This window comes from Agromyces protaetiae (genome assembly GCF_030866785.1).
In the GTDB taxonomy this organism is placed as follows: domain Bacteria; phylum Actinomycetota; class Actinomycetes; order Actinomycetales; family Microbacteriaceae; genus Agromyces; species Agromyces silvae.
Map to the genome: position 1 here is coordinate 4,108,585 of NZ_CP133018.1, position 22,060 is coordinate 4,130,644.

Genomic DNA, 22,060 nt, shown 5'->3' on the forward strand with positions numbered 1-22,060 from the left:
GTTCGCCCCGCCGAACGCCCCCAACGGTTCATCTCGAAGCTGCCCGCGTCAGCGGCTCGCCGGATCGCCCGCGACCCACACGAATGGCCCGCGTCCGGCGAGCTCGCCCCGCGCCGCACGGGCGGCGAGCACCAGGGCGCCGTCGAGCGGGTCGCCGAGCGGCTCACGGAGCTCGACGCCGGGCCGCAGCTCGGCAATCGTCGCCGCAAAGGACTCGGCGAGTACGCCGCCCGCCCGGAACAGCCCGCCCGTCGCCGCCAGGCGCGGCGGCAGGCCCGGCATGAGGGCAGAGACTCCGCTGCGCGCCGCCTCCGCGCCGGCCTCGGCCGCGATGCCGGCGGCCACGGCGTCGCCGTCGGCCGCGAGGGCAAGCACGTCGGGCGCGAACGCCGCGAGCACACCGGCCCGGTCGGCCCGGGTGTAGAGCTGGGCGGGCCAGCCGGGCGGGTCGCCGAAGCGGGCGCGGCCGGCCGCCAGCAGCGCGGCTCCGGATGCCTCCACGCCGTCGTGGGCCCGCATCGCGATCTCGAGCCCGCGGCGTCCGATCCAGGCCCCGCCGCCGCGATCGCCGAGCAGGTGTCCCCAGCCGTCGACGCGCCGCCAGGTGGTGCGTCCGTCGCCACCGAGCGCGATCGCACCCGTGCCGAGCGCGACGGTCGCTCCCGCCTCGCCACCGAGCGCGCCCAGATGCGCGGTGACCGCGTCGAGCGCGACCACGACCCTCGGGCGCGAGCGCGAGGCATCCGCCGCGCCGCCCGCGGCCGATTCGACGCGTATCGCCTCGGCGAGCGCCGCGGGATCGGCGACGAGCGACGCGAGGCCTGTGGCGCCGAGACCGACGCCGGTGAGTTCGGCGAACTCCTCCGGCCAGCGCTCGCGCGCGACGCGGAGCAGCTGCACCGCCACATCGGGCACCGAGCTGCCCGTGGCCGTCACACCGACACGCTCGCCGGTGAACTCGCGACGCTGGCCGTCCGCGCCGCGAAGCGCCACCCGGCTGCCCGAGCCGCCGAGATCGATGCCGAGGCTGAGACTCACTTGCTCATGCCGGCGGTCAGGCCCGACACGATCTGCTTCGTCGCGAGCAGGAACAGGACCACGAGCGGGATCGTCGCAAGCGTCAACCCGGCGAACAGCGTGGCCCAGTCGGTCTGATACTCGCCGAAGAACCGGGTGATGCCGACCGGCAGGGTGTATGAGCTCTGGTCGCGGATCAGGATCAGCGGGTAGAAGAAGTCGTTCCAGACCGGCACGAACCGGAACACGATGACCGTCGCGATCGCAGGCCGGACGAGCGGGAGGTGCACGCGCCAGAACGTCGCGAACGGCCCCGCGCCGTCGAGCCGTGCGGCCTCGTCGAGCTCGATCGGCAGCTGTCTGAAGAAGCTCGCGAGCACGAACGTGGAGAACGGGATGCCGAGGGCCGCGTACACGAGGATCAGGCTCCACAGGTTCGACACCAGGCCGGCCGCGTCGAGCATGAAGAACAGGGGCAGGATCGCGAGGTACACGGGCAGCATGAGCCCGGAGAGGAACATGCCCTCGAGCGTCGTGAAGAGCTTCGACCGGGTCCGGGCGAAGGCGTACGCCGCGAGCAGCGACACCGCCGTGGACAGCACCACCGAGGCGAACGTGACAAAGATCGAGTTGAAGAAGTAGGTGTCGAACGACGCGGTGATCCACGCCTTCTGATAGCTCGTGAAGTTCGGCGGCGCCGGCAGGCCGAGCGGGTGTTGCGCCATGTCCTGGGTGGTGCGCAGCGAGTTCGACACCATGAGCAGCAGCGGGGCGATCGAGATCGCCGCGTACAGCCAGAGGAATGTGCTCGACGCGATGCCGCCCGCGGTCACGCGGGGCCGGCGTCTGCGTACGGGGCGACGCTCCGCGGGGGCCGAGGCCGCTTCGCGTGTGCTGGGAGAGATCGTCGCGGTCATCAGAAGAGCTTCCGTTCGGTCCGGCGAAGCAGCCAGGTGATCAGGATCGCGACGCCGAAGATGAAGAGGAACAGCAGGGTGGCGATCGCGGAGCTCGTGCCGATCGCGTTCGAAGAACCCGATTCGAAGGCCGTGCGGTAGAAGAGCAGGCTGAGCACATCGGTGGCCCCCGCCGGGTTGCCCTGGGAACCGCCGAGCGCGTACGGGATCGGGAACGCCTCCATGGCCCCGATGAACGTGAGGACGCTCACGGTGCCGATCGCTGGCACGAGCATCGGCAGGGTGATGGAGCGGAAGCGCTGCCACGCGCTCGCCCCGTCGAGCGACGCCGCCTCGTCGATCTCCTCGGGGATTCCGCCGAGGGCCGCGCCGTAGAGCAGCACGGGGAAGCCGATCCACTGCCACGCGGTGACGAAGACGACGACCCAGATGGCGGTCTGGGGGTTGCCGAGCCATGGCTGCGCGAGCTCACCGAGTCCGATCGACCGCAGCACCGCGTTCACCGGACCGAACAAAGGGGAGAGCATGAGCGACCAGAGGTAGCCGATGACGAGCGGCGAGACGAGATAGGGCAGGGTGTACATCGTCTGGAAGAACCGCTTGAACCGGCTGATCCGGTGCAGCAGGGTCGCGAGTGCCAGCCCGACGGTGTTCTGGAAGAGCATCGCGCCGGCGAACAGCAGGATGTTGTGCACGAACGCGTTCGGGATGTCCTCGCTGTAGGGCAACTTCGTGAACAGCGCGACGTAGTTCTCGAGTCCGACGAATTCGCCGCGCACGATGCCGGTCCAGGCGAAGAACGAGTAGCTGAGCGCCGTGAGCAGCGGGTACGCGATGAAGACCGCGAAGAGGATCAGCGCGGGGAGGACGAAGACCATGCCCGCGCGTCGGGAAAGGGCGATGCCCGTGTTCCCTCGGCGGCGCGGCGCCTTGAGTGTCGTGATGGCGGACATGGTCTTCGTTCCTCGCTATCGGATGCGTTCTGGGGAGCCGGTCACTCGCCGGGGGTGAACCACTGCGAGATCCCGGTCTGCAGCGCTGCGGCAGCACCGGCCGCGTCGGTCTGCCCGAGGAACATCTTCTGCACCTCGGCGCCGAGCACGGCGGTGCCGAGCGGCTCACCGTACCGGAAGTCGACGAGCAGCAGGTACGGAGCCTGCCCGGCTTCCGCGTTCGCCCACGCCTCCTTCATCACGGCATCCTCATACTCGACGCCGGGGATCGCCGAGAACTGGTTCAGCTCGTCGGCCACGAGCTGCCCGAACTCGGGCGTCGCGAGCCAGTTGAGCAGCTTCAGCGACTCTTCCTTGTGCTTCGACTTGGCGTTGATGGCGAAGTTGCCGTCGGCGTACGCGGGCGAGACGGGAGCGTCGAGCACCGCCCCCTCGGGCAGCGGCACCTGGTACGAGGCGAACTCGAGGTCGGGCGCCTGGTTGCGGAAGGTCGCGATCTCGAACGAGCCGCCGGGGAACTGCGCCGCCTGACCGGAGGTGAACTGGATCTGGCTGTCGGTGTAGCTCACACCGACGACGTCGGGCGTGAGGTACTTCTGCAGGTCGGTGATCAGACCGAGCGACGCGACATAGTCGGGGTCGGTGAAGTCGGTCTCGCCCGAAAGCACCTTCGCTTCGAAGTCCGCGCCGCCGTAGCGCGCGCTGCCGACGATGTCGGCGAAGATCGGCAGGATCCAGTCGTCCTTCGCACCGAGTGCGATGGGCGTGACTCCCGCTGCGAGCAGGGTCTCCTGCACGTCGATGAACTCGTCCCAGGTGGTGGGCACCTCGAGTCCGTGCTCGTCGAAGATCGCCGTGTTGTAGAACATCTGGAGCGTCTGAGTGGCGAGCGGGACGGCGTAGGTCTTGCCGTCGGCCTTGCCCTTCGCACCGGCGATGACGCTCGGGGCGATGTCGTCGAGTCCGTCGACGTCGCCGTCGATGGGCTCGAGCTGGCCCGCCTCGATGTTCGGCTGCAGCTGGCCATAGGCACGCACCATGGGCACGTCGGGACCGTCGCTGCCGGCAAGGCCGGTGGTCAGGATCTGGTTGTACTCAGTGTTCTGGAACGCCTCGAACTCGACGGTGATGCCGGGGTTCTCTTCCTCGAAGACATCGAAGATCTTGGTGTAGGCGTCGACGTCTTCAGTGCGCCAGGACCAGACCTTCAGGGTGACGTCGTCGCCGCTCGCCTGGTCATCGCCGCTCGACGCGCTCGGTGCGCAGGCGCTGAGCAGGAGGGCGGAGCCGGCCAGGAGGGCCGCGGTCGTGAGGATGCGTCGCCTCATCGTGATTTCTCCTTCATGTGGATGGTGCAGGGGGTGGGTGGTGCAGGTACCGGCCGACGTCAGCGGGATGCCTCGGCGAGCGCGTCGCGGACGGATCCGCCGTGCTCGGCGATGAGCCGGCGGGCCTCGTCGATCTCGATGCCGCCGACGGCGGCGACGATCGCGGTCTTCAGCTCGCCGTCGGCCGAGGCGAGGAGCTGGCGGGCGGCGGCGGGCTGGAGGCCGGTCGCATCGGCAAGGATGCGCACCGTGCGGTGACGCAGCTTGTCGTTGGTCGCGACGACCGACACCATGAGGTTCGACCAGGTGCGACCCACCGCGACCATGAGCGCGGTCGAGAATCCGTTCAGCACGAGCTTCTCGGCGGTCGCCGCCTTCAGGCGGGTCGAACCGGTCAGCACCTCGGCACCAGTCTCGAGCACGATCACGGTGTCGGCGAGGTGCGCGAGGTCGGCGTGCGGGTTGCTCGAGACGAGCGCGGTGTGCGCACCGGCCGCTCGTGCCACCGCGAGCGCGCCGCCGACGTATGGTGTGTTGCCGCTCGCCGCGAGACCGATCGCGACGTCGTCGGGGCCGAGGTCTGCGGCCGCGGCGCGGCCTTCGGCGTCGGAATCCTCGGCGTCCTCGACCGCGTTCACCAGGGCGGCGGCGCCGCCCGCGATGTGGCCGACGACGCGGCCGGGCTCGAGGTTGAACGTCGGGAGCAGTTCGGCCGCGTCGAGCACGCCGAGTCGTCCGGAGGTGCCCGCGCCGAAGTAGTGGACGGTTCCGCCCCGGCGGAACCGTCCGGCGGTGAGGTCGACGAGGCCCGCGAGCTGCGGCAGCACAGCATCGACCGCTTCCACCGCGACCCGGTCCTCGGCGTTCAGCAGACGGAGCACCTCGAGACTGGACTTCGCGTCGAGCTCGGCAGAGGCCTCGAGCCGCTCCTCGGTGGGCGGGAGCGGCCGCTCGCCGTCTGGTCGGCGGTCCAGCAGGAGGTCTGGGGTGCTCATTTGGGAGACTGGATCCTTCACGTCGTCGGGTGGTTCCGACCCAGTATGTATAAAAGTATCGAGTTTCGGAAGCACAAAGATTATTTTTTTCATATGACTCGGTCATCTGCGTCGTTGAGCACCGCGATCGATGAGGCTCTCACTCTGGGGCTCGGCTCGGCCGCCTCGGTCGTGCTCGCGGTCGAGGGCGATGTGGTCGTCGAGCATCATGCCGGGACGACCCGCTCGTGGGAGGGGCCCGGAATCCGCAAGGTCCGGCACGGACGCCGCGTCGAGGCATCCACCCGCTTCGATCTCGCCTCCGTGACCAAGCCGATCGTCGCTGCCGCCCTGCTCGCAGAGCTGGACGCACGCGCGCTCGATCCCGCGCTGCCGGTCGCCGAGCTCCTGCCCGAGTTCCGCGATGGGCCCGCCCGATCGACCACCATCGCGCAGTTGCTCAACCACACGGCCGGTTTCGCGGCGGAGTGGCCCGATCGAGCCCCTGATCCCCGCGCGGTTCGGTTCCGGGCCGGCGCCCGGCCCGAGGCGCCGCCGGGCACGCGCCACCACTACTCGTGTGTCGGATACATCTGGGCTGGCCTTGCGGCGGAGGCGCTAGCCGGCATCCCGCTCGACGACCTGGTCCGCCAACGCGTGCTCGGCCCGCTCGGCATGCACCAGACGGGGTACCGTCCGGACCCGTCTACCCGATCGGGCATCGCCGCGACCGAGGTGCAGCTGGGGCGCGGTCTCGTGCACGGCGAGGTCCACGACGAGACCGCCGCCGCGCTCGGCGGCGTGAGCGGCAACGCCGGGCTGTTCGGCACCGCCCGCGACCTGCTCAGGTTCGCCGAGGCGCTGCGCACCGGCGGTCTCGTCGACGGCCGGCGGGTGCTGGCGCCCGCCGTGACCGAGGCGCTGACCACGCTCCGCCCGCTGCCGACCGACCCGGGCTTCGGTCAGGCGCTCGGCCCGCGGCTCGACGAGGCGTGGATGCGCGGACTCGGCCGCACGACCGCCGGGCACACCGGGTTCACCGGGACTGCGTTCGCGACGGAGCCAGGGGGAGCGCGATCGATCGTGCTCCTGACCAACCGGGTACATCCCACGCGCGACGATGACGCGATCCACGGACTGCGCGCCAGGGTCGCCGGGCTGGCGGGGCAGTGGTGATCCGGATGGCCCTCATCGGCGGACCCGCGGTCGCACCGGAGCGGACGCGGCATCTTCGCTCGATAGGATGCGACTCCAGTACCGCCGACGCCGTAGGAGGCCGACCTTGACCGACGTGTTCGTCGCCCTCCGCCAGCGGATGCCCTCGCTCTCGAAAGCCGAGCACCACATCGCCGAGCTCGTGCTGGACCGTCCGGCCGTCGTGGTCGAGTCCACGATCACCCGGCTCGCCACGCTGGCCGGCACCTCTCCGGCCTCGGTGGCCCGGTTCTGCCGCGCGGTCGGCTATGCCGGCTACAAGGAGTTCCGCATCGCGATCGCCGCCGCGAACAGCCGTGAGGAGGCGGCGCGCGAGCTGTTCCGGGTCGACGACGCCGAGATCGACGCGAACGACTCGGCGCTCGACGTGGTCACGAAGGTCGCGTACCAGGAAGCTCGCGCGATCGAGGAGACCGCACGGAGCCTCGACCTCGACGCGCTCGACGCGGTCGTCCAGGCGATCCGGTCCGCACCGCGAATCGACGTGTTCGGCGCCGGGTCGAGCGGACTCACCGCGCAGGACCTGCAGCTGAAGCTGCACCGGGTCGGGGTGCCGAGCTTCTGCTGGACGGATGCGCACCTCGCGCTGACCTCGTTCGCCCTGACCGGTCCCGAGTGTGTCGCGATCGGCATCTCGCACTCGGGTCAGACGGTCGAGCCGAATCAAATGCTCGCGCTCGCCCGGAGCCGAGGCGCGACGACGGTCGCCATCACGAACTACCCCGACTCCCCCATCGCCGACGTCGCCGACCTCCTGCTGGTCACGAGCGCACGCGAGTCGCGCTACCGCACCGGGGCGATGTCGAGCCGACTCGCGCAGATGGCCATCGTCGACTTCCTCGTCGTCAGGCTGCTGCAGGGCGAGATCGATCGGGTCGGCGGACTCCTCCGACTCACATACGACGCAGTGCAGGCGCATCGCCTCGACGGCTGAGCGGCGCGAAGGCGGGCGGCGAAGGCGAGCCGCGAAGCTCGCGGTAAAATTTCTTCATCAGTTCCAGAGTTTCTGGTACTTTTTTTCATCAACGCCTCAGACCGCAGTCATGCGAGCTCCCGACCGGAGCGCCGCGGTCGCGGGCGGACGCGGCTGATCCGCCGACCCTTCTTCGTGTTCGAACGCAATGGAGCTTCATGTGAAGATCTTGAGACGTCTCGCCGTGCTCGCGGCGAGCTCATTGGCCATCGCCCCGCTGGTGTCGGTGCCCGCGGCTCACGCCGCACCTCCACCGGGCCTGACGGTTCACTACACCGACTCGACCTCCGCGCCCGTCGGCGCCATCGCGGCACAGTTGCTCGACGGCACCGCGCCGTCGTCCACCGAGGTCGCGACCGACGCCTTCGGCGAGGTGACCCGATTCTCGTTCGACGCGTCGCTCGACGACACGGTCGGGTTCCGCGTCACCGGGGACTCCGCCTTCGCCGACGACGTGCGCTATGTCACTCCTGAGAGCGGGAGCGCCGAGGTCTGGGTCGTGGACGGCGACCCGCGCGTGTACGAGGCGCCCGTCGCGATCGATCAGGACCAGCTGCGCGTGCAGGACCGGCGCGCCTACGTCGGCGTCAGCACACTCGCGGAACTCACCGACCTGCGCTTCCAGTACGGCATGAACGGCTACCGGTTCGACGGATCACCGACCGGCAGCCTCGAGATCCTCACCGTCTACCGGGACCGCGACTACTTCGAGATCGCGGTCGACACGAATCGGATCGGGTCGAACGTCACCGGCAACATGCTCAACGCGCACACCGGGCTGGTGTTCGACGACGTCGACGGCTTCCGAGCAGACGGCGACTACTTCCTGTCGCTCGGCGCGGTCGAGCGCATCCTCCAGCTCGGCACGCTCGTGCACCCGGCCGGCACCTTCCTGCTCGAGCCGCAGGCCGTCGCGCACGACCGGCTCGTCGAGGCAGCGCCCGCGACCGTCGGCTTCGACGAGGCGAAGCTCGCCGAGCTCGATGCGTTCGTGCAACGCCAGGTCGACGCCGGCGGCCCTGCGGTCGCCGTGTCCGTGACCAAGGACGGTCGGCTCGTCAAGGACGACGCCTGGGGCTTCGCGCAGAAGTACTCCACGTCGATTGCCCCGGACGGCACGACCCAGCCCGCGGCCCTGCTGCCCGAATCCGAGTGGACGCCGGCGACGAGCGAGACCGTCTTCGACCTCGCCTCGAACAGCAAGATGTACGCGACGAACTACGCGATCCAGCGCCTCGTCAGCGAAGGCCGGCTCGACCTCGACCGCACGCTGCAGAGCTTCCCGGGGTGGGAGGGCTTCACCGACGCCAACTCCGAGTACACGGGCAAGTGGACGGTCGGCGGAGCCGGCGGCATCCCCGCCGTCTACACCGGCAAGGAGACGGTGACGATCCGCGACATCCTGCATCACGTGGGCGGCATGATCCCCGATCCGGAGTACCCGAACCTCGCCTCGGCCGGCGGGCTCTGGTACCAGACCGACGACGCCGACGACCGCGCCGGGATCGTCGACGCCATCTCGCGGACTCCCCTGCGCTACACCCCTCGCACCGTCTTCGCCTACAGCGACGTGGACTACATGATCCTCGGCCTGCTCGTCGAGCAGATCACGGGCGAGCGACTCGACGTGTACCTCGAGCGCGAGTTCTACGGCCCGCTCGGGCTCAGCGACACCGGGTTCCGCCCGCTCGACGCGGGTGTCGACCCCGCACGGATCGCCGCGACCGAACTCAACGGCAACACCCGCGACGGCAACATCTCGTTCGGTGTGGACGACGAGGGCCGGCCGGTGCCGATCCGCGACTACACGCTCCGGGGCGAGGTGCACGACGAGAAGGCGTACTACTCGATGGCCGGCGTCGCCGGGCACGCGGGGCTCTTCTCGACCGCGGGCGACATGGCGGTGCTCACGCAACTCATGCTGAACGGTGGCACCTACGGCGGACGCGAGTACTTCTCGAAGGAGGTCGCCGACGCGTTCATCGAGCCGTACTCGGTCAATCCGGCGACGATCGGCAGCTCGACGATCGGGCTCGGCTGGCGCTTGCACTCGCAGAACGCCGCGGCCTACTACTACTTCAACTGGGGCCCGAGTCGGAGCACCTTCGGGCACCAGGGCTGGACCGGCACGCTGACCGTCATCGACCCCGTGCACCAGATGACGATCACCATCCTCACCAACATGCGGCACTCGCCGGTCGTCAGCCCGCCGAACGGATTCCAGGGGGCGAGCTTCGACGTCTCCGACCTCGCCCCGGTATCGGCCATGGTCTACCGGGCGCTGGTGCACGACGAGCCCGACTATGTTGCCGAGGCATCCGTGTCGTCGGTCGAGCCGGTCGCCGTGGATCACGGCACGGCCGAGGCCGAGGCGCTCGCGACGCTGCCGGCCACGGTCACGATCACCGATGAGGCGGATGTCTCACACGAGGTCGCCGTGAGCTGGTCGCTCGACGGCTACGACGGAGCGCTGAGCGACGCGTACGCCGCGCGCGGTGAGCTGCAGCGGCCCGCCTGGCTCATCGCCGCCGACGGCGCCGAACCGCTCGTCGCTGAGACGACGGTCACCGTGCGCGCGGCAGCCGACCCCGGCGGGCCCGGCGAAGGCGGCCCCGGCGGCGGTACCCCGGGCGCTCCCGGCGGCTCGGACCCCGGAACCGCGAAACCGGCCGGCGGTGACCTCGCGTCGACCGGCCTGCCCGCGGAAGCCTGGGCCGGGTTCGCCCTGCTGGTCCTCGCGCTCGGCGGCCTGTTCACCGGCGTCGCAATCAGGCGACGCCACCTCCGCAGCGAATGATCGCGGTCTGATCCGGGCGTGGGGTGGCGTGCGTGCACGCCGCCCCACGCTTCGTTGAGCGGTCCGGCCGACCCGTCGACGCCCGCACACCGGCACACCGCGCTCGACGCAAAGGTGGGATATTACTACCCTGAACCACACGTCGACGACGCGTGAGGGGGTCCGGGTGGTGCACCATCTTCGTCGAGGTCGGCCGGCGGTCCTCGCGCTGCTGACGAGCGTCGCCCTGGTGGCCGGGTTCGCGACCGCGGCGACCGCCGGCGAGCGGGAACACGACGCGGCGGCCGTCGTCGGCGACTTCGGTATCGGCGACGGCCTCGAAGGGGCGATCGACGAGCGGGTCGGCGCGTTCCGATTCGTCGTGCCGATTGCCGGGCTGCAGCTCGGCTGGGACTCGCGCGCCGCCGGCGAGGACCGCCACCGGCTCGGGGCGGGCTGGAGCTGGGGGCTCGACCGCATCCAGACCGGCGGCGGGGTCCAGGTTCACCTCGCGTCGGGCGGTGTGTTCGCCGCGGACGACACCCACCCCTCGGGCCTCGCCGGCTACGGCGCCGAAGACGTGGTCTTCGAACAGACGGCCGGCACGCTCCCGGGCCGCGGGGGCGACCTGCCGGACCTGCCGCAGCTCTCGGCGGTCGTGGAGTACGCATTCGTGCTGCGCGAGCTCGGCGGCGTCGCGACCTACTTCAGCGCTGCCGGCGATCCGGTCGCGCAGCTCGACCGGTTCGGCGCGCGCACCGATTGGGCGTGGGTCGACGCGACGACGCATCGGCTCGCCGCGGTCGTCGACCCCCACGGCATGGTGACGGCCCTCGACTGGGCGGACCCGGCCTCGGTCGTCGTGCGGCCTGGCGCGAACCTCGAGGCCGGCGCCGAGGGGGCCGGCGCGGTCTGGCGGCTCGCGACCGACGGCGGCCGGGTCGTCGCGTCGACGGATGCCTCGGGCCGCCGTGTCTCGTTCGGCTATGCGCGGACCGGGTCGGGCCTCGTCTCCTCGATCTCGGGCGTCTCGGGTGGCCTCACGCGGGTGGAGTGGCGCGCATACCCCGACGCCGTGCCCCGCGTGGCGAGCGTGACGACGACCGACGCGGCCGGTGCCGAGCTCTCGCGCCGGACCTGGGCGCCGGGCGCCGACGGCGCGCTGTCGTCCGGCTGGCCGCGCGACGCGGGCGAACGGGCGGCGTTCGGGTCCCCCGATCCGGGGTTCGGCTATCGGTCGTCGCTCGGCGACGGATCGACCTGGGTCGTCTCGGAGTACTCGGGCCGGCATCTCCTCACGCACCGTTCGACCGTCGCGAGCTCGCCGTCTGGTGAGCACACGGTGCACGAGCAGGCGCTGTCCTATCCGGGTGACGGGGTGCTCGACCCGGCGGCGCTGCCAGGCGACTGGTCGCGACCGAGCGAGGTCACGGCCACGCTCCGCGACGCCGCGGGCCACGAGCGCACCGACACGGAGACGTTCCGGTTCGATGCGCGCGGGCGCGCGATCGGGTCGGCCGAACGCGTGGCGGGCGCCGATCCCGGCGCGATCGAACGCGAGACGACCTACCGACTCTCGGCCGCGGGCGATGTGCTCGACGAGACCACCACGACCGCGCCGGGATCCGCGGCCGAGGTGACCGTGACGCACTCGTTCGAGTACGGGCCGCGCGGTGAGCTCTCGGCGCGCACGCGCACCGAGCCGACGGCGCCCGGCGAGCCCGTGCTCCGCCAGGACCAGGCGTGGGATGCGGCGGGCAATCTGCTCCGCGGCCTCGACGGGACCGGATTCGAGTACGATGCCGCGAACCGGGCCGTCGCCGAGCGGGCCGCGGACGGGACGGCGACCGAGCTGCGCTACTGGGCGGACGGCACACGTCGCGACCGCACGACGCGGCACCCCGACGGCACCCTCGAGACGACCGGCTTCTACTGGGACGGCGCGGATCTGCTGAACGACACGCACGATGCGAGCGGCACCGCCGCGTACCTGCTCGGGGCCAGCCGGCACACCCGCACGATCCTGGAGGCCGGCGACGCGGTGACGACCTACTACGGTACCGATCGGCACGGCAATGTCACGGACACGACCGACGAGACCGGTCGCACGACACGACAGACCGCGTACACGGACTACGGCGTCGCGACCGACCCGGGCGCAGCGCGCGGCCTGCAGCGCGACCCGTTCGGATACTCCGGCGAGTACACCGATCCCACCGGCCGGCAGCACCTGCGGGCCCGCACCTATGACCCCGTCTCGCTGCAGTTCACGACCCGTGACGAGGCCGACCGGCACAACCGCTACGCGTACGCCGACCTCAACCCGATCATGAACGTCGACCCCACCGGCCGCGCGTCGTCGCCCGACGCGTGGCATCCTGTCGTGCTCGGCCTCAGCATCCTGTGCACCGCCGTGATCGGCGTCGCCGCACTCGCGGGAGTGCCCGCCGCATTCACGTGGGGCACGGGGCTCGCCGCGGCGGGCGTGCTGACCGATGCGTGGGCCTTCGTCGTCAGCGTGGGTGCGCTCAGCGTGCAGGAGGCCGACCGCGCCGGGACGCCCGTCAACGACGGCGCTCGGGCGTTCTTCGAATCCCCCATCACGCATCTCTCCGACTTCGTCGCCGGCGCCGGACTCGTTGCCGCCGCGACCTTCTCCATCAATGGCCTCCCACGGCTCGCCAGATGGCTCCGAGCGAGGCTGCCCACTCAGTACGAGGCCGAGCTGACGACGTTTCCCGTCGAAGACATGCGCGCACTCATCGCCGACTGGGAAGAGATGGTGGGCGTCATGCGCACCGACCCCTTGAGCACGTTGACTCCGGAGTACGACCGCCTACTGGGGCGGACTGTCTCCAGCCTCCGGCATGATGTCCTGGCGCTGGTGGCCAATCGCCCCGTGATGGTGCAGACCAGCCTCACGGCCCCACCCCAGCCACTGCTGGTCGAGGGCCGCATGGTCCGAGGCTTCCGCGGCTGGCTCAACAACGAGCAGCGGATCCCGCTCGAGGTCAGCGCGCAGATCTACGGGCACGCAGGTCTCGCGGTCGGACTGCATGACCGCCAGGCGCTCGCATCGGTGCTGCTGATGAGCGTGCGCCCGGTCCTCAACCTGCACCGCGCGATGAAGGATGTCCCCGTGGAATTGGAAGTGGCGGTGGCCATGCGGGATTGGCGGTTGACGAACCTGAGATCGCATCTCGAGGTCTTGGTCGGCGCCCCGCGATCGAACTTCCTCGACGCGTTCTAAGTGAACGCCCGATGACGCCGCATTGCGCCGAATGTCCCCGGTGGCGGAACATCCGGTGCCGATCGTGTCCAGGGACTTGATTTCGGTGGCACCAGCGCCGACGCTTGACGCTGGAAACATTGGCAACCGGTTCAAAGGGGAACTCGATGTCGCACCTCGCCGTTCAGGCACCGCGCACCACCGGGCGGGAAGCCGTGCTGGCCTTCCTCGAGATCGACCGGCAGCTCCGCGCCCTCGAGCGCATCGACGCCGCCGCGTCCGGCCGTCTCCGGTTGGCGCTCGTCAGCCTGCGGCAGCGCTTCGAGCGCGGCCTGATCGACCCGATCGCGGCGAAGCGCGAGGCCGACCTCCTGCTGCACCGCGCGGATGCCACGGGGGCCCGCCGCCGCTGACCCCGCGGCCGACCAGAGCCCGTATCGCCGTCGACACATCCGCGTAACACCCGATCCGTAGCGTCGACCGAGCCGCGCGGAACCGAGTTGCGGGTCGGCGCTCATGCGGCGCGCCCGCAGATCGAGACGCTTCGCGATTTGCGCGTGTGCTGCGTGAAAACGCACAAATCTTGCGCACTACGCGTCCATCTGCACAGGAGCTGCGTGAAAGACTCGATTCACGCAAATCCTCACCACAAGTGACACCTTCCCTGCCAGGTGCCTGCAATCCAGCTCCGGCGTGCTCTCGCTCGTACTCCCCCACTCGCATTCGCCAACCGCAACGGAGAACCATGACGTTCAGACACGTCCTCTCCGGGGCCGGGGCGGCCGCCATCGTCGCTGCCACCCTCGTCGCCGGAACCATCCCCGCACACGCCGCCGAGCCGACGCCCGACGCGCTCCCGATCACCTATCCCATCTCGGACCTCGTCGCGCCCCCGACGTCCTACCCGACCCAGCCCACGCTGCCGGTCGTCGCGGACGACCCGACGGACGCGTCGATCAACCGCGGCGCCGTGCCGTACGACGAGATCGCCCCGAAGCTGAACGCGCTCATGTCCCAGAGCGATCGCATCTCGGCGCAGATCGTCGGCGAGTCGGTGCAGGGACGGGACATCCATCTCGTGACCATCACCGCACCCGAGTCGCCCGAACAGACCGCCCAGCAGGCCGCGTGGCGCGCGAAGGTCAAGCACGACCCGGCCGCCGCTGCCGCCGATGCCGAGCTCATGGCCGGCTACAAGGTGCCGATCTGGTTCAACGGCAACATCCACGGCAACGAGTGGGAGGGCACCGACGGCATCCTGAACTACATCGAGGAGCTCGTCACCGCCCCCGACGAGGAGGTCGCCGAACTGCTCGACGGGTACCGGATGTACTTCACCATCACGAACAACCCCGACGGCCGGGCCCTCGGCCAGCGGGCGAACGCCGACGGGTTCGATGCGAACCGCGACATGATCACGGGCGTGACGCCCGAGGCGCGCATCATCCGCGACCTGTCGGGCATCATCCAGCCCACGTTCTACGTCGACATCCACGGGTACACGAGCGTGTTGCAGATCGAGCCGTGCGGCCCGCCGCACGGTGAGAACTACGAGTACGACCTGTTCCTGCCGCACGCCTACGAGGCCGCGCTCGAGATCGAGCAGGCCGTCGTCGCGGCGAACATCCCGGGCAACACCTACCTGGGCGCCGATGGCCGGCCGACCACGGAGAACACCGGCAAGATCAAGATCCCGTTCCGCGACATCCGCTCGGGCTGGGACGACTGGCCGCCGATCTTCACGCCGCAGTTCGTCGCGTACCAGGGTGCGATCACGAACACCGTCGAGCTGCCGCTCGGCCGCGTGAACCCCGCGACGAACCCGCAGAACCAGGCGAACACCGCGGTCAACATCGAGGTCGCCGACGTCGTGATCAAGTCGTCGGTCGACTACGTCGTCGGCAACGCCGACGCGCTGCTCGAGAACCAGATCGAGATCTTCCGCCGCGGTGTCGCGGGCGAAGAGCTGCGCACGATCCCGGCCGACGCCGACCCGACCACGATCCCCGGTCCCGACCAGTGGGCCGAGATCTGGGACGAGACCGACGTCTACCGCGCCGAATTCCCGCGCGGCTACGTCATCCCGATGGGCGACGCGCAGCGCTCGGAGACCGACGCGGCCCGCCTCGTCGACCAGCTGATCGCGAACGGCGTCGAGGTCGACCGGGCCACCGCGGCCTTCGCGGTCGACGGGGTCGAGTACCCGGCCGGCAGCTATGTCGTCGACATGCACCAGCCGCTCCGCGGCATGGCGAACGTGCTCCTCGCCGACGGCTCGGACATCTCCGAGCGGGTCCCCGACATGTACGACATCTCCGCGTGGAGCCTCGCGCTGCTGTGGGGCGCCGACGTCGTCGGGTTCGGGTCGACGACGGATGCCTCGCTGCCGGTGCCGGTCGAGGCGATCGAGTCGGCCGGGATCGTCGGTCAGGTGCCGGAGGGCGCGAAGTACCTCGAGCTCGCGACCGCGGGCGCGGCGGAGTACCAGGCGGTCAACGCCCTGCTGAAGGCCGGCGTCCCGGTGTCGGCCTTCGAAGACGGCAGCGTGATCGTCCGTGGCGACCAGCGCGCCGCGGCCGTCACGGTCGCCGACGCGTATGACGTGACGTTCACCGCGTCGGACGGCATGCGCCTGCGCACCGAGCCGAGCCGAGGCCTCGACCACCTGACGGTCGCCTACTCGGGCAACCAGGACGACCGCGTGACGCTGCAGCGTCTCGGGTTCACCGACCTGCGGCACGTGACCGCCGCCACGATCGCCTCGGGCGCCGCGGACCTCGCCACCGCCGACGTGCTCTGGGTCGGTGCCAACCTCGCATTCACCGGCGGCAACGCCGGCGGTGCGGCGGTGATGCAGTCGTACCTCGACGCCGGCAAGGGCGTCGCGGGCAAGGGCACGGCGATCGCGTCCTTCGCGAACACGTTCGGCCTGACCACGGTCACCGCGACGACCGGCACCAGCGGCTCGAACGGCATCGTCCGTGTGGGGAACGCCGAGGGCGGTCTGCTCTCGACCTACCCGCAGGACATGGCGTTCGTGTACCCCGCGGTCTGGTACACCGGGCTCGGTGAGAACGCGCAGGTCGAGCAGAGCTACGCGGGCGAAGACACGTTCGTCGCCGGCCACTGGGCCGCGGCCGCAGGTCAGTCGACGGCGGATGCCGCGGGGCAGGCGTCGGTCGTCACCGCCACCGGAGCCACCGGGTCGCGTCTCGCGATGCTCGGCACCTCGGTGAACTTCCGCACCCACCCGGTCGGCTCCTACCCCGACATCGCCCGCTCGCTGTTCTGGGCGTCGGGCGACGGCACGGCGGTCGTGCCGCCGGTGGTGGCCGAGGACCTCATCGACGAGACGCGCGGCTCGGTGACGGTGCCCGACACGGCCGAGGCGGGCGAGACCATCCCGGTCGGGGTCGGCGAGGGGCTCGACGGCGCGGTGTTCGAGACCGTGCTGTTCTCGGCGCCGGTGTCGCTCGGCACCGCGACCGTCGTCGACGGCGGGTACGAGGTCACCATCCCGGCCGACACGGCCGCGGGCGTGCACCGCGTCGCGGTGATCGGGCTCGACGGCGTGCTGCTCGGCTGGGATGACCTGACCGTGACGGTCACCGTCCCGGTCGACCCGGGGCCCGGCGAACAGCCCGGCGGCTCAGGCTCGACCCCGGCCGGCAGCTCGAGCGACCTGGCGAACACCGGCTTCGACCCGGTGCTTCCGCTCGGCATCGCCGCCGCCGCGCTGCTGCTCGGAGCATCCGTGTTCCTGATCGCCCGGCGCCGCCGCCGCGTCACGCGCGACGCCGACTGAACACCTGATCGACGGGGCCGTCGCCGCCCGGTGCACGCACCGGGGCGGCGGCCCCGTCGCAGTGCGGCGGGGGTCAGCCGATCACGAGGCCGCGGTCGCGTACGCGCTGTGCGCGACCGAACCGTAGTACGGCCCGAACATCACACCGGGCACGCCGTTGTAGCCGAAGCTGTTCACGGAGTTCTGCGCGCCCGAGGCGAGCAGCCAGGGGCCACCCGAAGAGCCGCCGGTCATGTCGCACGGGATGCCCTGCGACTGCGTCTGCCAGAAGGGGTCTGGGGTCGCGGTGCCGACGCACGACTTCACCGTCTCACCATCGAACGGCGACGCAGCCGGGTAGCCGTACGACGTGTAGTCCAGACCCCTCGACTGATTGAACGCGATCGGGGATGCGCCGGCGGCCTGGGCGAGGGTCCTGCCGTCGACCTTGGCGACCTTCACGAACCCGGCGTCATAGGAGTAGTCGCGGTTCATCGACCACGGCTCGGTCACGGAGAGCGCGGTCGCGGTCCAGATTCCATACGGTGCCGCACCCTCGTGGTAGCCGGGAACGAAGACCCACCGGCTCGCGAACGACTCGCTCTCGCCACCGCCATGCACGCAGTGCCCCGCGGTGGCGACCACGCTGCCGTTCCCGGCGTCCACCGAGTTGCCGGAACAGACGTAGTTCCAGCCGTCGAGCTGGAAGAAGACCTTGCCGACACCCGATGATGCGACCGTGGATGCCTGCGATCGCACGCTCCCCTGCGGCTGGCGCTCGCCGCCCGTTTCGGCCCCGCCGTAGGTCACGGGCGCGCCCGCCTCGACCTCGGTGACGTGAGCAGACGCCTCGGCATCGCTGACGAGCACGTCGGCCGGGATCGCGGAGCGCATGCGCTCTGGCGTCCAGTAGGCGGCTGCCGCGGTCGCGTCGGCCGACGACACGGTGGCGGTGTCGACCTCTGAGTCCGGCGTCGAGGCGCCCGCGGCGGCCGGCGCCACGACCAGCCCGCAGGCGATGAGTGCAGCGCCGACGAGTCCGGCGCGGAGTGGCGTGAATTTCATTGAGGCATCCCTTCGATACAGTCAGTATTGTAGAATACATGAATGCCACCGAGGCGTGGCGCGCACACCGGCGACTTCCCGTCGACATTCCGATGTATTAGGTTGACTGGATCCCTCTCCGCGGCGCAGGCTCGTCAGCACGGGATGCTCCGAATGGGGGAGGGCGGGCACGTGATCAGGCAGGCGGCGCCGGGGGCCGCTCCAGTTGACGACGCGGCCCATGTGTGTTCCGAGGACTGTGGACCAGGACCTCGGCGCCCTCACACGCGCGCGGCGAGGAAGTCCTCGTGGTGCGAGCCGTCGTGGTCGAGCACGAGCACCGTCGACTCGGGGACCTCGATGAACGCGCCCGGCAGGTCGGTCAGCGGCTCGGACACGATCACGCGCGCGGTCGCATCGAATGCGCGGAGCTGCGGCACCTCCGGGTACATCTCTTGCAGCGCCCGCATGTCGGCGGAATGGAACAGTGTGCGCGAGCGGTGCGCGGTCGAGTACCGGAACGCCCAGATGGACTCTCCGTCGGAGACCGCGAACGAGCCCTGCACCGCGTTCTCGATGCCGTAGGTCGCGGCGACCCGCTCGATCTCGCGCAGGGCCCGGCCCATCGCGCCGATCGGATCCTGCTCGAGCCCGAACGTGATCGCGAGGTGGAACACGACCTCGGAATCGGTCGTGCCCTTCACGTGCGGGAACAGCTTGGGCTCGAGCTGGATCATGAGATCGCGGCGCATCTGCGAGAACCCGGCGATGGCGCCGTTGTGCATGAACAGCCAGTTGCCGTAACGGAAGGGGTGGCAGTTCGTCTGCTGGATCGGCGGCCCGGCCGCCGCCCGCACATGCGAGAAGAACAACGGCGACTCGATGGCCCACGTCAGCTCACGCAGGTTCTCGTCGTGCCACGCGGGCTCGATGCTGTGGAACAGCGCGGGCATGACGCCCGCGGCCGTGTCGTCGGGATACCACCCGACGCCGAAGCCGTCGCCGTTGACGGTCTCGGCGCCGAGCGGAGAGTTCAGGGACTGAGCCACGAGCGAATGCCGTGGTTCGAGGATCAGCAGGGCGGGCCGGATCGGCTCCCCCCAATATGCAAGCCACCGGCACATGTCATCGCCTTCCGTCAGCCTTCCGAGGGTGGGAGTGCACAGCGGGACAGCTCCTGCATCCGCTGCTTCGCCTGATCGAGCGACCAGGGCAGTTCCACCAGCGGCTGGGACTCCCCCGACGCCGCCGGCGTCTTCGACGCGATCGAGGCGATCGCGAACGCCGTCTCGCGCACGAAGTCGTGACCCGAGCTGGAGTTGTTGAGCGAGACGACCACCGTCAGCCCGGTACCCGGGTCGGTGAACGCCGCGGTCAGCGCACCCGTCGCCTCGGACGCCGTGCCGCGCAGCGGCCCGTACGCCATGCCGCCGAGACCCTGTGTGACCCACGGATCCGCCCCGGGCACCGCCGCCGTCGTCCACTGCTCGCGAGCGGTGCGCTCACTGAGCAGCGCCCCCGATGCGAACGCCTGGCTGAGCCGGACGGTGTCTTCGAGCTGGGACCGCGCGCCACTCGCCGCGCCGCCCATCGAGCTCGACTGCAGTGAGTCGTCGAGGCGCGCCGCGCAGTCGGGCGCTCCGTCGGGGCCGGGTCGCGCCGCATAAGCGCCCATGAGCCCGGGCTGCTCGAGGGCCGAGGGCGCGGGTAGCGTCGTGCCGGTGAGCCCGAGCGGGCCGATGACGTACTCGCGCGCCAATTCGGACCAGCTGCGATGCGTCCCGCGCTCGAGCGCCATGCCGAGGAGGATGAGGTTCGTGCGTGAGTACGAGACCGTCTGCCCGGGCGCCCCGGTGCGCGGCAGCGCGAGCGCGCTCGAGACGAGCTCGACCGGCGACCAGATGCGACCCGGGTTCTGCATGAAGTGCACCCGCAACGGCGGATGGTAGTCGGCGAGGCCCGAGGTGTGCCGGCACAGCTGCTCGAGCGTGATGCCCTCGAGGCCCGGGATGTCGGTCACGTAGTCGCTGACCGGGTCGTCGAGGGCGACCGCTCCGGTGTCGGCGAGCTTGAGCAGGAGCAGGCACGTGATCTCGGAGGTCACGCCCGCGAGGTGGAACGTCTGCGCGGGCTCGACCGCGGGCGCGCCCTCGTCGAAGGCCACCGTGCCCGCGACGCCACGCCATTCGCCGGCCCAGGGGGCGGACACCGCGGCGAGACCACCGCTCGATCCGCTGAGGGTGACGGCGTCCGCGAGCACCTGCTGCAGCGCGGTCGCCGTGTCGCCCGCGATCGTCTCGTCGACCGCGCCGAAGCGCTCACCCGGATCGATCGTGCCCCCGGTGCATCCGCTCAGCGCGACCGCGACGACGAGGACGCCTGCGGCTCCCGCGACGCGCCCTCTGCGGCGACCCATTGATCGGCCCACTCAGCCCCCTAGCCGTGCACCTGCTGCGATTGTAACCCGCGGCATCGCGGTGACCTGAGCCCGGCTCACGCCTGCGTGCCCGCGGGCGCACCCAGCTCGCGCACCGCACCCGCCATGAACCGTTCGACGTTCGCGTCGACGATGATGTCGTTCGGCCGCAGCGGTCGTGCGAGGTACAGCCCTTCGAGGCTGGTGAGCCGGCTCAGCGCGACGTAGGTCTGTCCGGGGCTGAACACCCGCGAGCCGAGATCGACGATCGCCGAGTCGTAGCTCGCACCTTGCGACTTATGTATCGTGACCGCCCACGCGAGCCGGAGCGGGAACTGCGAGAACTCGGCGACGACCTCGCGCTCGAGCTTCTTCGACACCGGGTCCCACGAGTACTTGTACTTCTCCCACGTCGCCGGCTCGACCTCGTGCTGCACGCCGTCGACCTCGACGCGCACGACCTTGTCGAGCGAGGTCACTGTGCCGATGGTGCCGTTCACCCAACGCGGACCCTCACCGCGCACCATGGTGTCGTTGCGGAGGAACATGACCTGCGCGCCGACCTTCAGCTCGAGCCGTTCGTCGGCCGGGTAGGCGCGCCCGCCGAAGTCCCCCGCGACATCCGCGGCGTTCGTGAGCGACCGGCCCGGCAGGCGCTGCAGTTGCGCCCGGTTGATGCGGTTCACGGCATCGTTTCGCGTGGCGAGGGTGATCGCTCCCTGCTCGGGCAGCGGGCGTCTCGCGCCGGTCGAGTTCAGCACGCCGGCGATCTCGGCGGTCACCTGGCCGAACCGGACGGCGTTCAGCATGTGCTTGAACGTGTCGTCGTGCTGCCGGTGCACCTCGCCGAGCTCGAAGATGCGCAGGGATGCCTCGCGCCACACGTTCGCGTCGAAGAACCACATCGACGGGTACGTGTCCGCGAAGTAGCGGCGCTCGTCACCGTCGCCCGGCACGGGCGCGAGCTGGTACGGATCGCCGAACAAGACCACCTGGACGCCGCCGAACGGCTCGGCGGCGCGCTGGCGCGCCTGGCGGAGCGAGCGGTCCATGGCGTCCATGAGATCGGCGTTCACCATGGACACCTCGTCGATGACGAGGGTGTCGGTCGCGTTCAGGATCTTCCGCACCGCGTCGTTCTGTTCGATGCGGTGGTCGGCGATCAGCCCGATGGGCAGCCGGAAGAGCGAGTGGATCGTCTGGCCGCCCACGTTCAGCGCCGCGACACCGGTCGGCGCGCAGATGACGATCTGCTTCTGCGTGTTCCAGTTGAGGTGGTTCAGGAGCGTCGACTTGCCCGTGCCGGCCCGGCCGGTGACGAAGACGTGGTCGCGCGTGTGCTCGATCGCGTGGAACACCGCCGCTTGCTCAGGGGTGAGGGTGACATCGGGCACGATCCACTGTAACGCTGCGCGCGGCCACCAACCCGAGCCG

Annotated in this window: 15 protein-coding genes; 6 read left to right on the top strand and 9 right to left on the bottom strand. The window is 70.4% G+C overall.

Features of this window, described 5'->3' with window-relative positions; genetic code table 11:
* Positions 1 to 48 precede the first annotated feature (48 nt).
* From QU602_RS18745 to QU602_RS18765, 5 genes are read right to left on the bottom strand one after another with little or no spacing between them, the layout of a single operon-like run.
* On the bottom strand, positions 49 to 1,038 hold the full coding sequence (locus QU602_RS18745) for a BadF/BadG/BcrA/BcrD ATPase family protein (RefSeq protein ID WP_308797978.1): 990 nt from the start codon (positions 1,036 to 1,038) through the stop codon (positions 49 to 51).
* Positions 1,035 to 1,934 carry a carbohydrate ABC transporter permease gene (locus QU602_RS18750; protein WP_308797979.1) on the bottom strand — a complete coding sequence of 300 codons (900 nt, stop codon included), beginning with the start codon at positions 1,932 to 1,934 and terminating at the stop codon, positions 1,035 to 1,037. The genes QU602_RS18745 and QU602_RS18750 overlap by 4 nt, the downstream gene beginning before the upstream one ends.
* On the bottom strand, positions 1,934 to 2,887 hold the full coding sequence (locus QU602_RS18755; RefSeq protein WP_308797980.1) for a carbohydrate ABC transporter permease: 954 nt from the start codon (positions 2,885 to 2,887) through the stop codon (positions 1,934 to 1,936). Before QU602_RS18755 ends, QU602_RS18750 begins: the two co-directional genes overlap by 1 nt.
* A 41-nt stretch (positions 2,888 to 2,928) precedes the next feature.
* The gene (locus tag QU602_RS18760; RefSeq protein WP_308797981.1) at positions 2,929 to 4,215 is read right to left on the bottom strand and encodes an ABC transporter substrate-binding protein; all 1,287 of its coding nucleotides are present in this window, start codon (positions 4,213 to 4,215) and stop codon (positions 2,929 to 2,931) included.
* A gap of 59 nt (positions 4,216 to 4,274) precedes the next feature.
* Positions 4,275 to 5,210 (bottom strand): N-acetylmuramic acid 6-phosphate etherase, encoded by a 936-nt coding sequence (locus QU602_RS18765; RefSeq protein ID WP_308797983.1) that lies wholly within the window; start codon positions 5,208 to 5,210, stop codon positions 4,275 to 4,277.
* Between the two features lie 93 nt (positions 5,211 to 5,303).
* On the opposite strand from QU602_RS18765, the gene QU602_RS18770 reads away from it, so the two are divergent.
* From QU602_RS18770 to QU602_RS18795, 6 genes are all read left to right on the top strand, one after another.
* A complete protein-coding gene (locus QU602_RS18770) occupies positions 5,304 to 6,365 on the top strand; it encodes a serine hydrolase domain-containing protein (RefSeq protein ID WP_308797985.1) in 1,062 nt (353 codons plus the stop codon).
* A 115-nt stretch (positions 6,366 to 6,480) separates the two neighbouring features.
* Positions 6,481 to 7,338: a MurR/RpiR family transcriptional regulator gene (locus QU602_RS18775; RefSeq protein WP_308800232.1), complete on the top strand. Its 858-nt coding sequence runs from the start codon at positions 6,481 to 6,483 to the stop codon at positions 7,336 to 7,338.
* Between the two features lie 199 nt (positions 7,339 to 7,537).
* Positions 7,538 to 10,174 carry a penicillin binding protein PBP4B gene (pbp4b, locus tag QU602_RS18780; RefSeq protein ID WP_308797986.1) on the top strand — a complete coding sequence of 879 codons (2,637 nt, stop codon included), beginning with the start codon at positions 7,538 to 7,540 and terminating at the stop codon, positions 10,172 to 10,174.
* A gap of 166 nt (positions 10,175 to 10,340) precedes the next feature.
* Positions 10,341 to 13,403, top strand: coding sequence for an RHS repeat domain-containing protein (locus QU602_RS18785; protein ID WP_308797987.1), 3,063 nt, complete (start codon positions 10,341 to 10,343; stop codon positions 13,401 to 13,403).
* A 146-nt stretch (positions 13,404 to 13,549) separates the two neighbouring features.
* A complete protein-coding gene (locus QU602_RS18790) occupies positions 13,550 to 13,795 on the top strand; it encodes a hypothetical protein (protein ID WP_308797988.1) in 246 nt (81 codons plus the stop codon).
* A 332-nt stretch (positions 13,796 to 14,127) separates the two neighbouring features.
* Positions 14,128 to 17,187, top strand: coding sequence for a M14 family zinc carboxypeptidase (locus QU602_RS18795; RefSeq protein ID WP_308797989.1), 3,060 nt, complete (start codon positions 14,128 to 14,130; stop codon positions 17,185 to 17,187).
* Positions 17,188 to 17,268: 81 nt separating this feature from the next.
* Here the strand turns inward: QU602_RS18795 and QU602_RS18800 are convergent, their stop codons facing one another.
* The 4 genes from QU602_RS18800 to QU602_RS18815 form a co-directional block, all read right to left on the bottom strand.
* Positions 17,269 to 18,231, bottom strand: a complete 963-nt coding sequence (locus QU602_RS18800; protein WP_308797991.1) for a trypsin-like serine peptidase — start codon at positions 18,229 to 18,231, stop codon at positions 17,269 to 17,271.
* Between the two features lie 260 nt (positions 18,232 to 18,491).
* A complete protein-coding gene (locus QU602_RS18805) occupies positions 18,492 to 19,259 on the bottom strand; it encodes a class II glutamine amidotransferase (protein ID WP_308797992.1) in 768 nt (255 codons plus the stop codon).
* Between the two features lie 89 nt (positions 19,260 to 19,348).
* Positions 19,349 to 20,626 (bottom strand): serine hydrolase domain-containing protein, encoded by a 1,278-nt coding sequence (locus QU602_RS18810; RefSeq protein WP_308797994.1) that lies wholly within the window; start codon positions 20,624 to 20,626, stop codon positions 19,349 to 19,351.
* 77 nt (positions 20,627 to 20,703) lie between these two features.
* Positions 20,704 to 22,023 (bottom strand): ATP-dependent DNA helicase, encoded by a 1,320-nt coding sequence (locus tag QU602_RS18815; protein ID WP_373692955.1) that lies wholly within the window; start codon positions 22,021 to 22,023, stop codon positions 20,704 to 20,706.
* Positions 22,024 to 22,060: the final 37 nt, after the last annotated feature.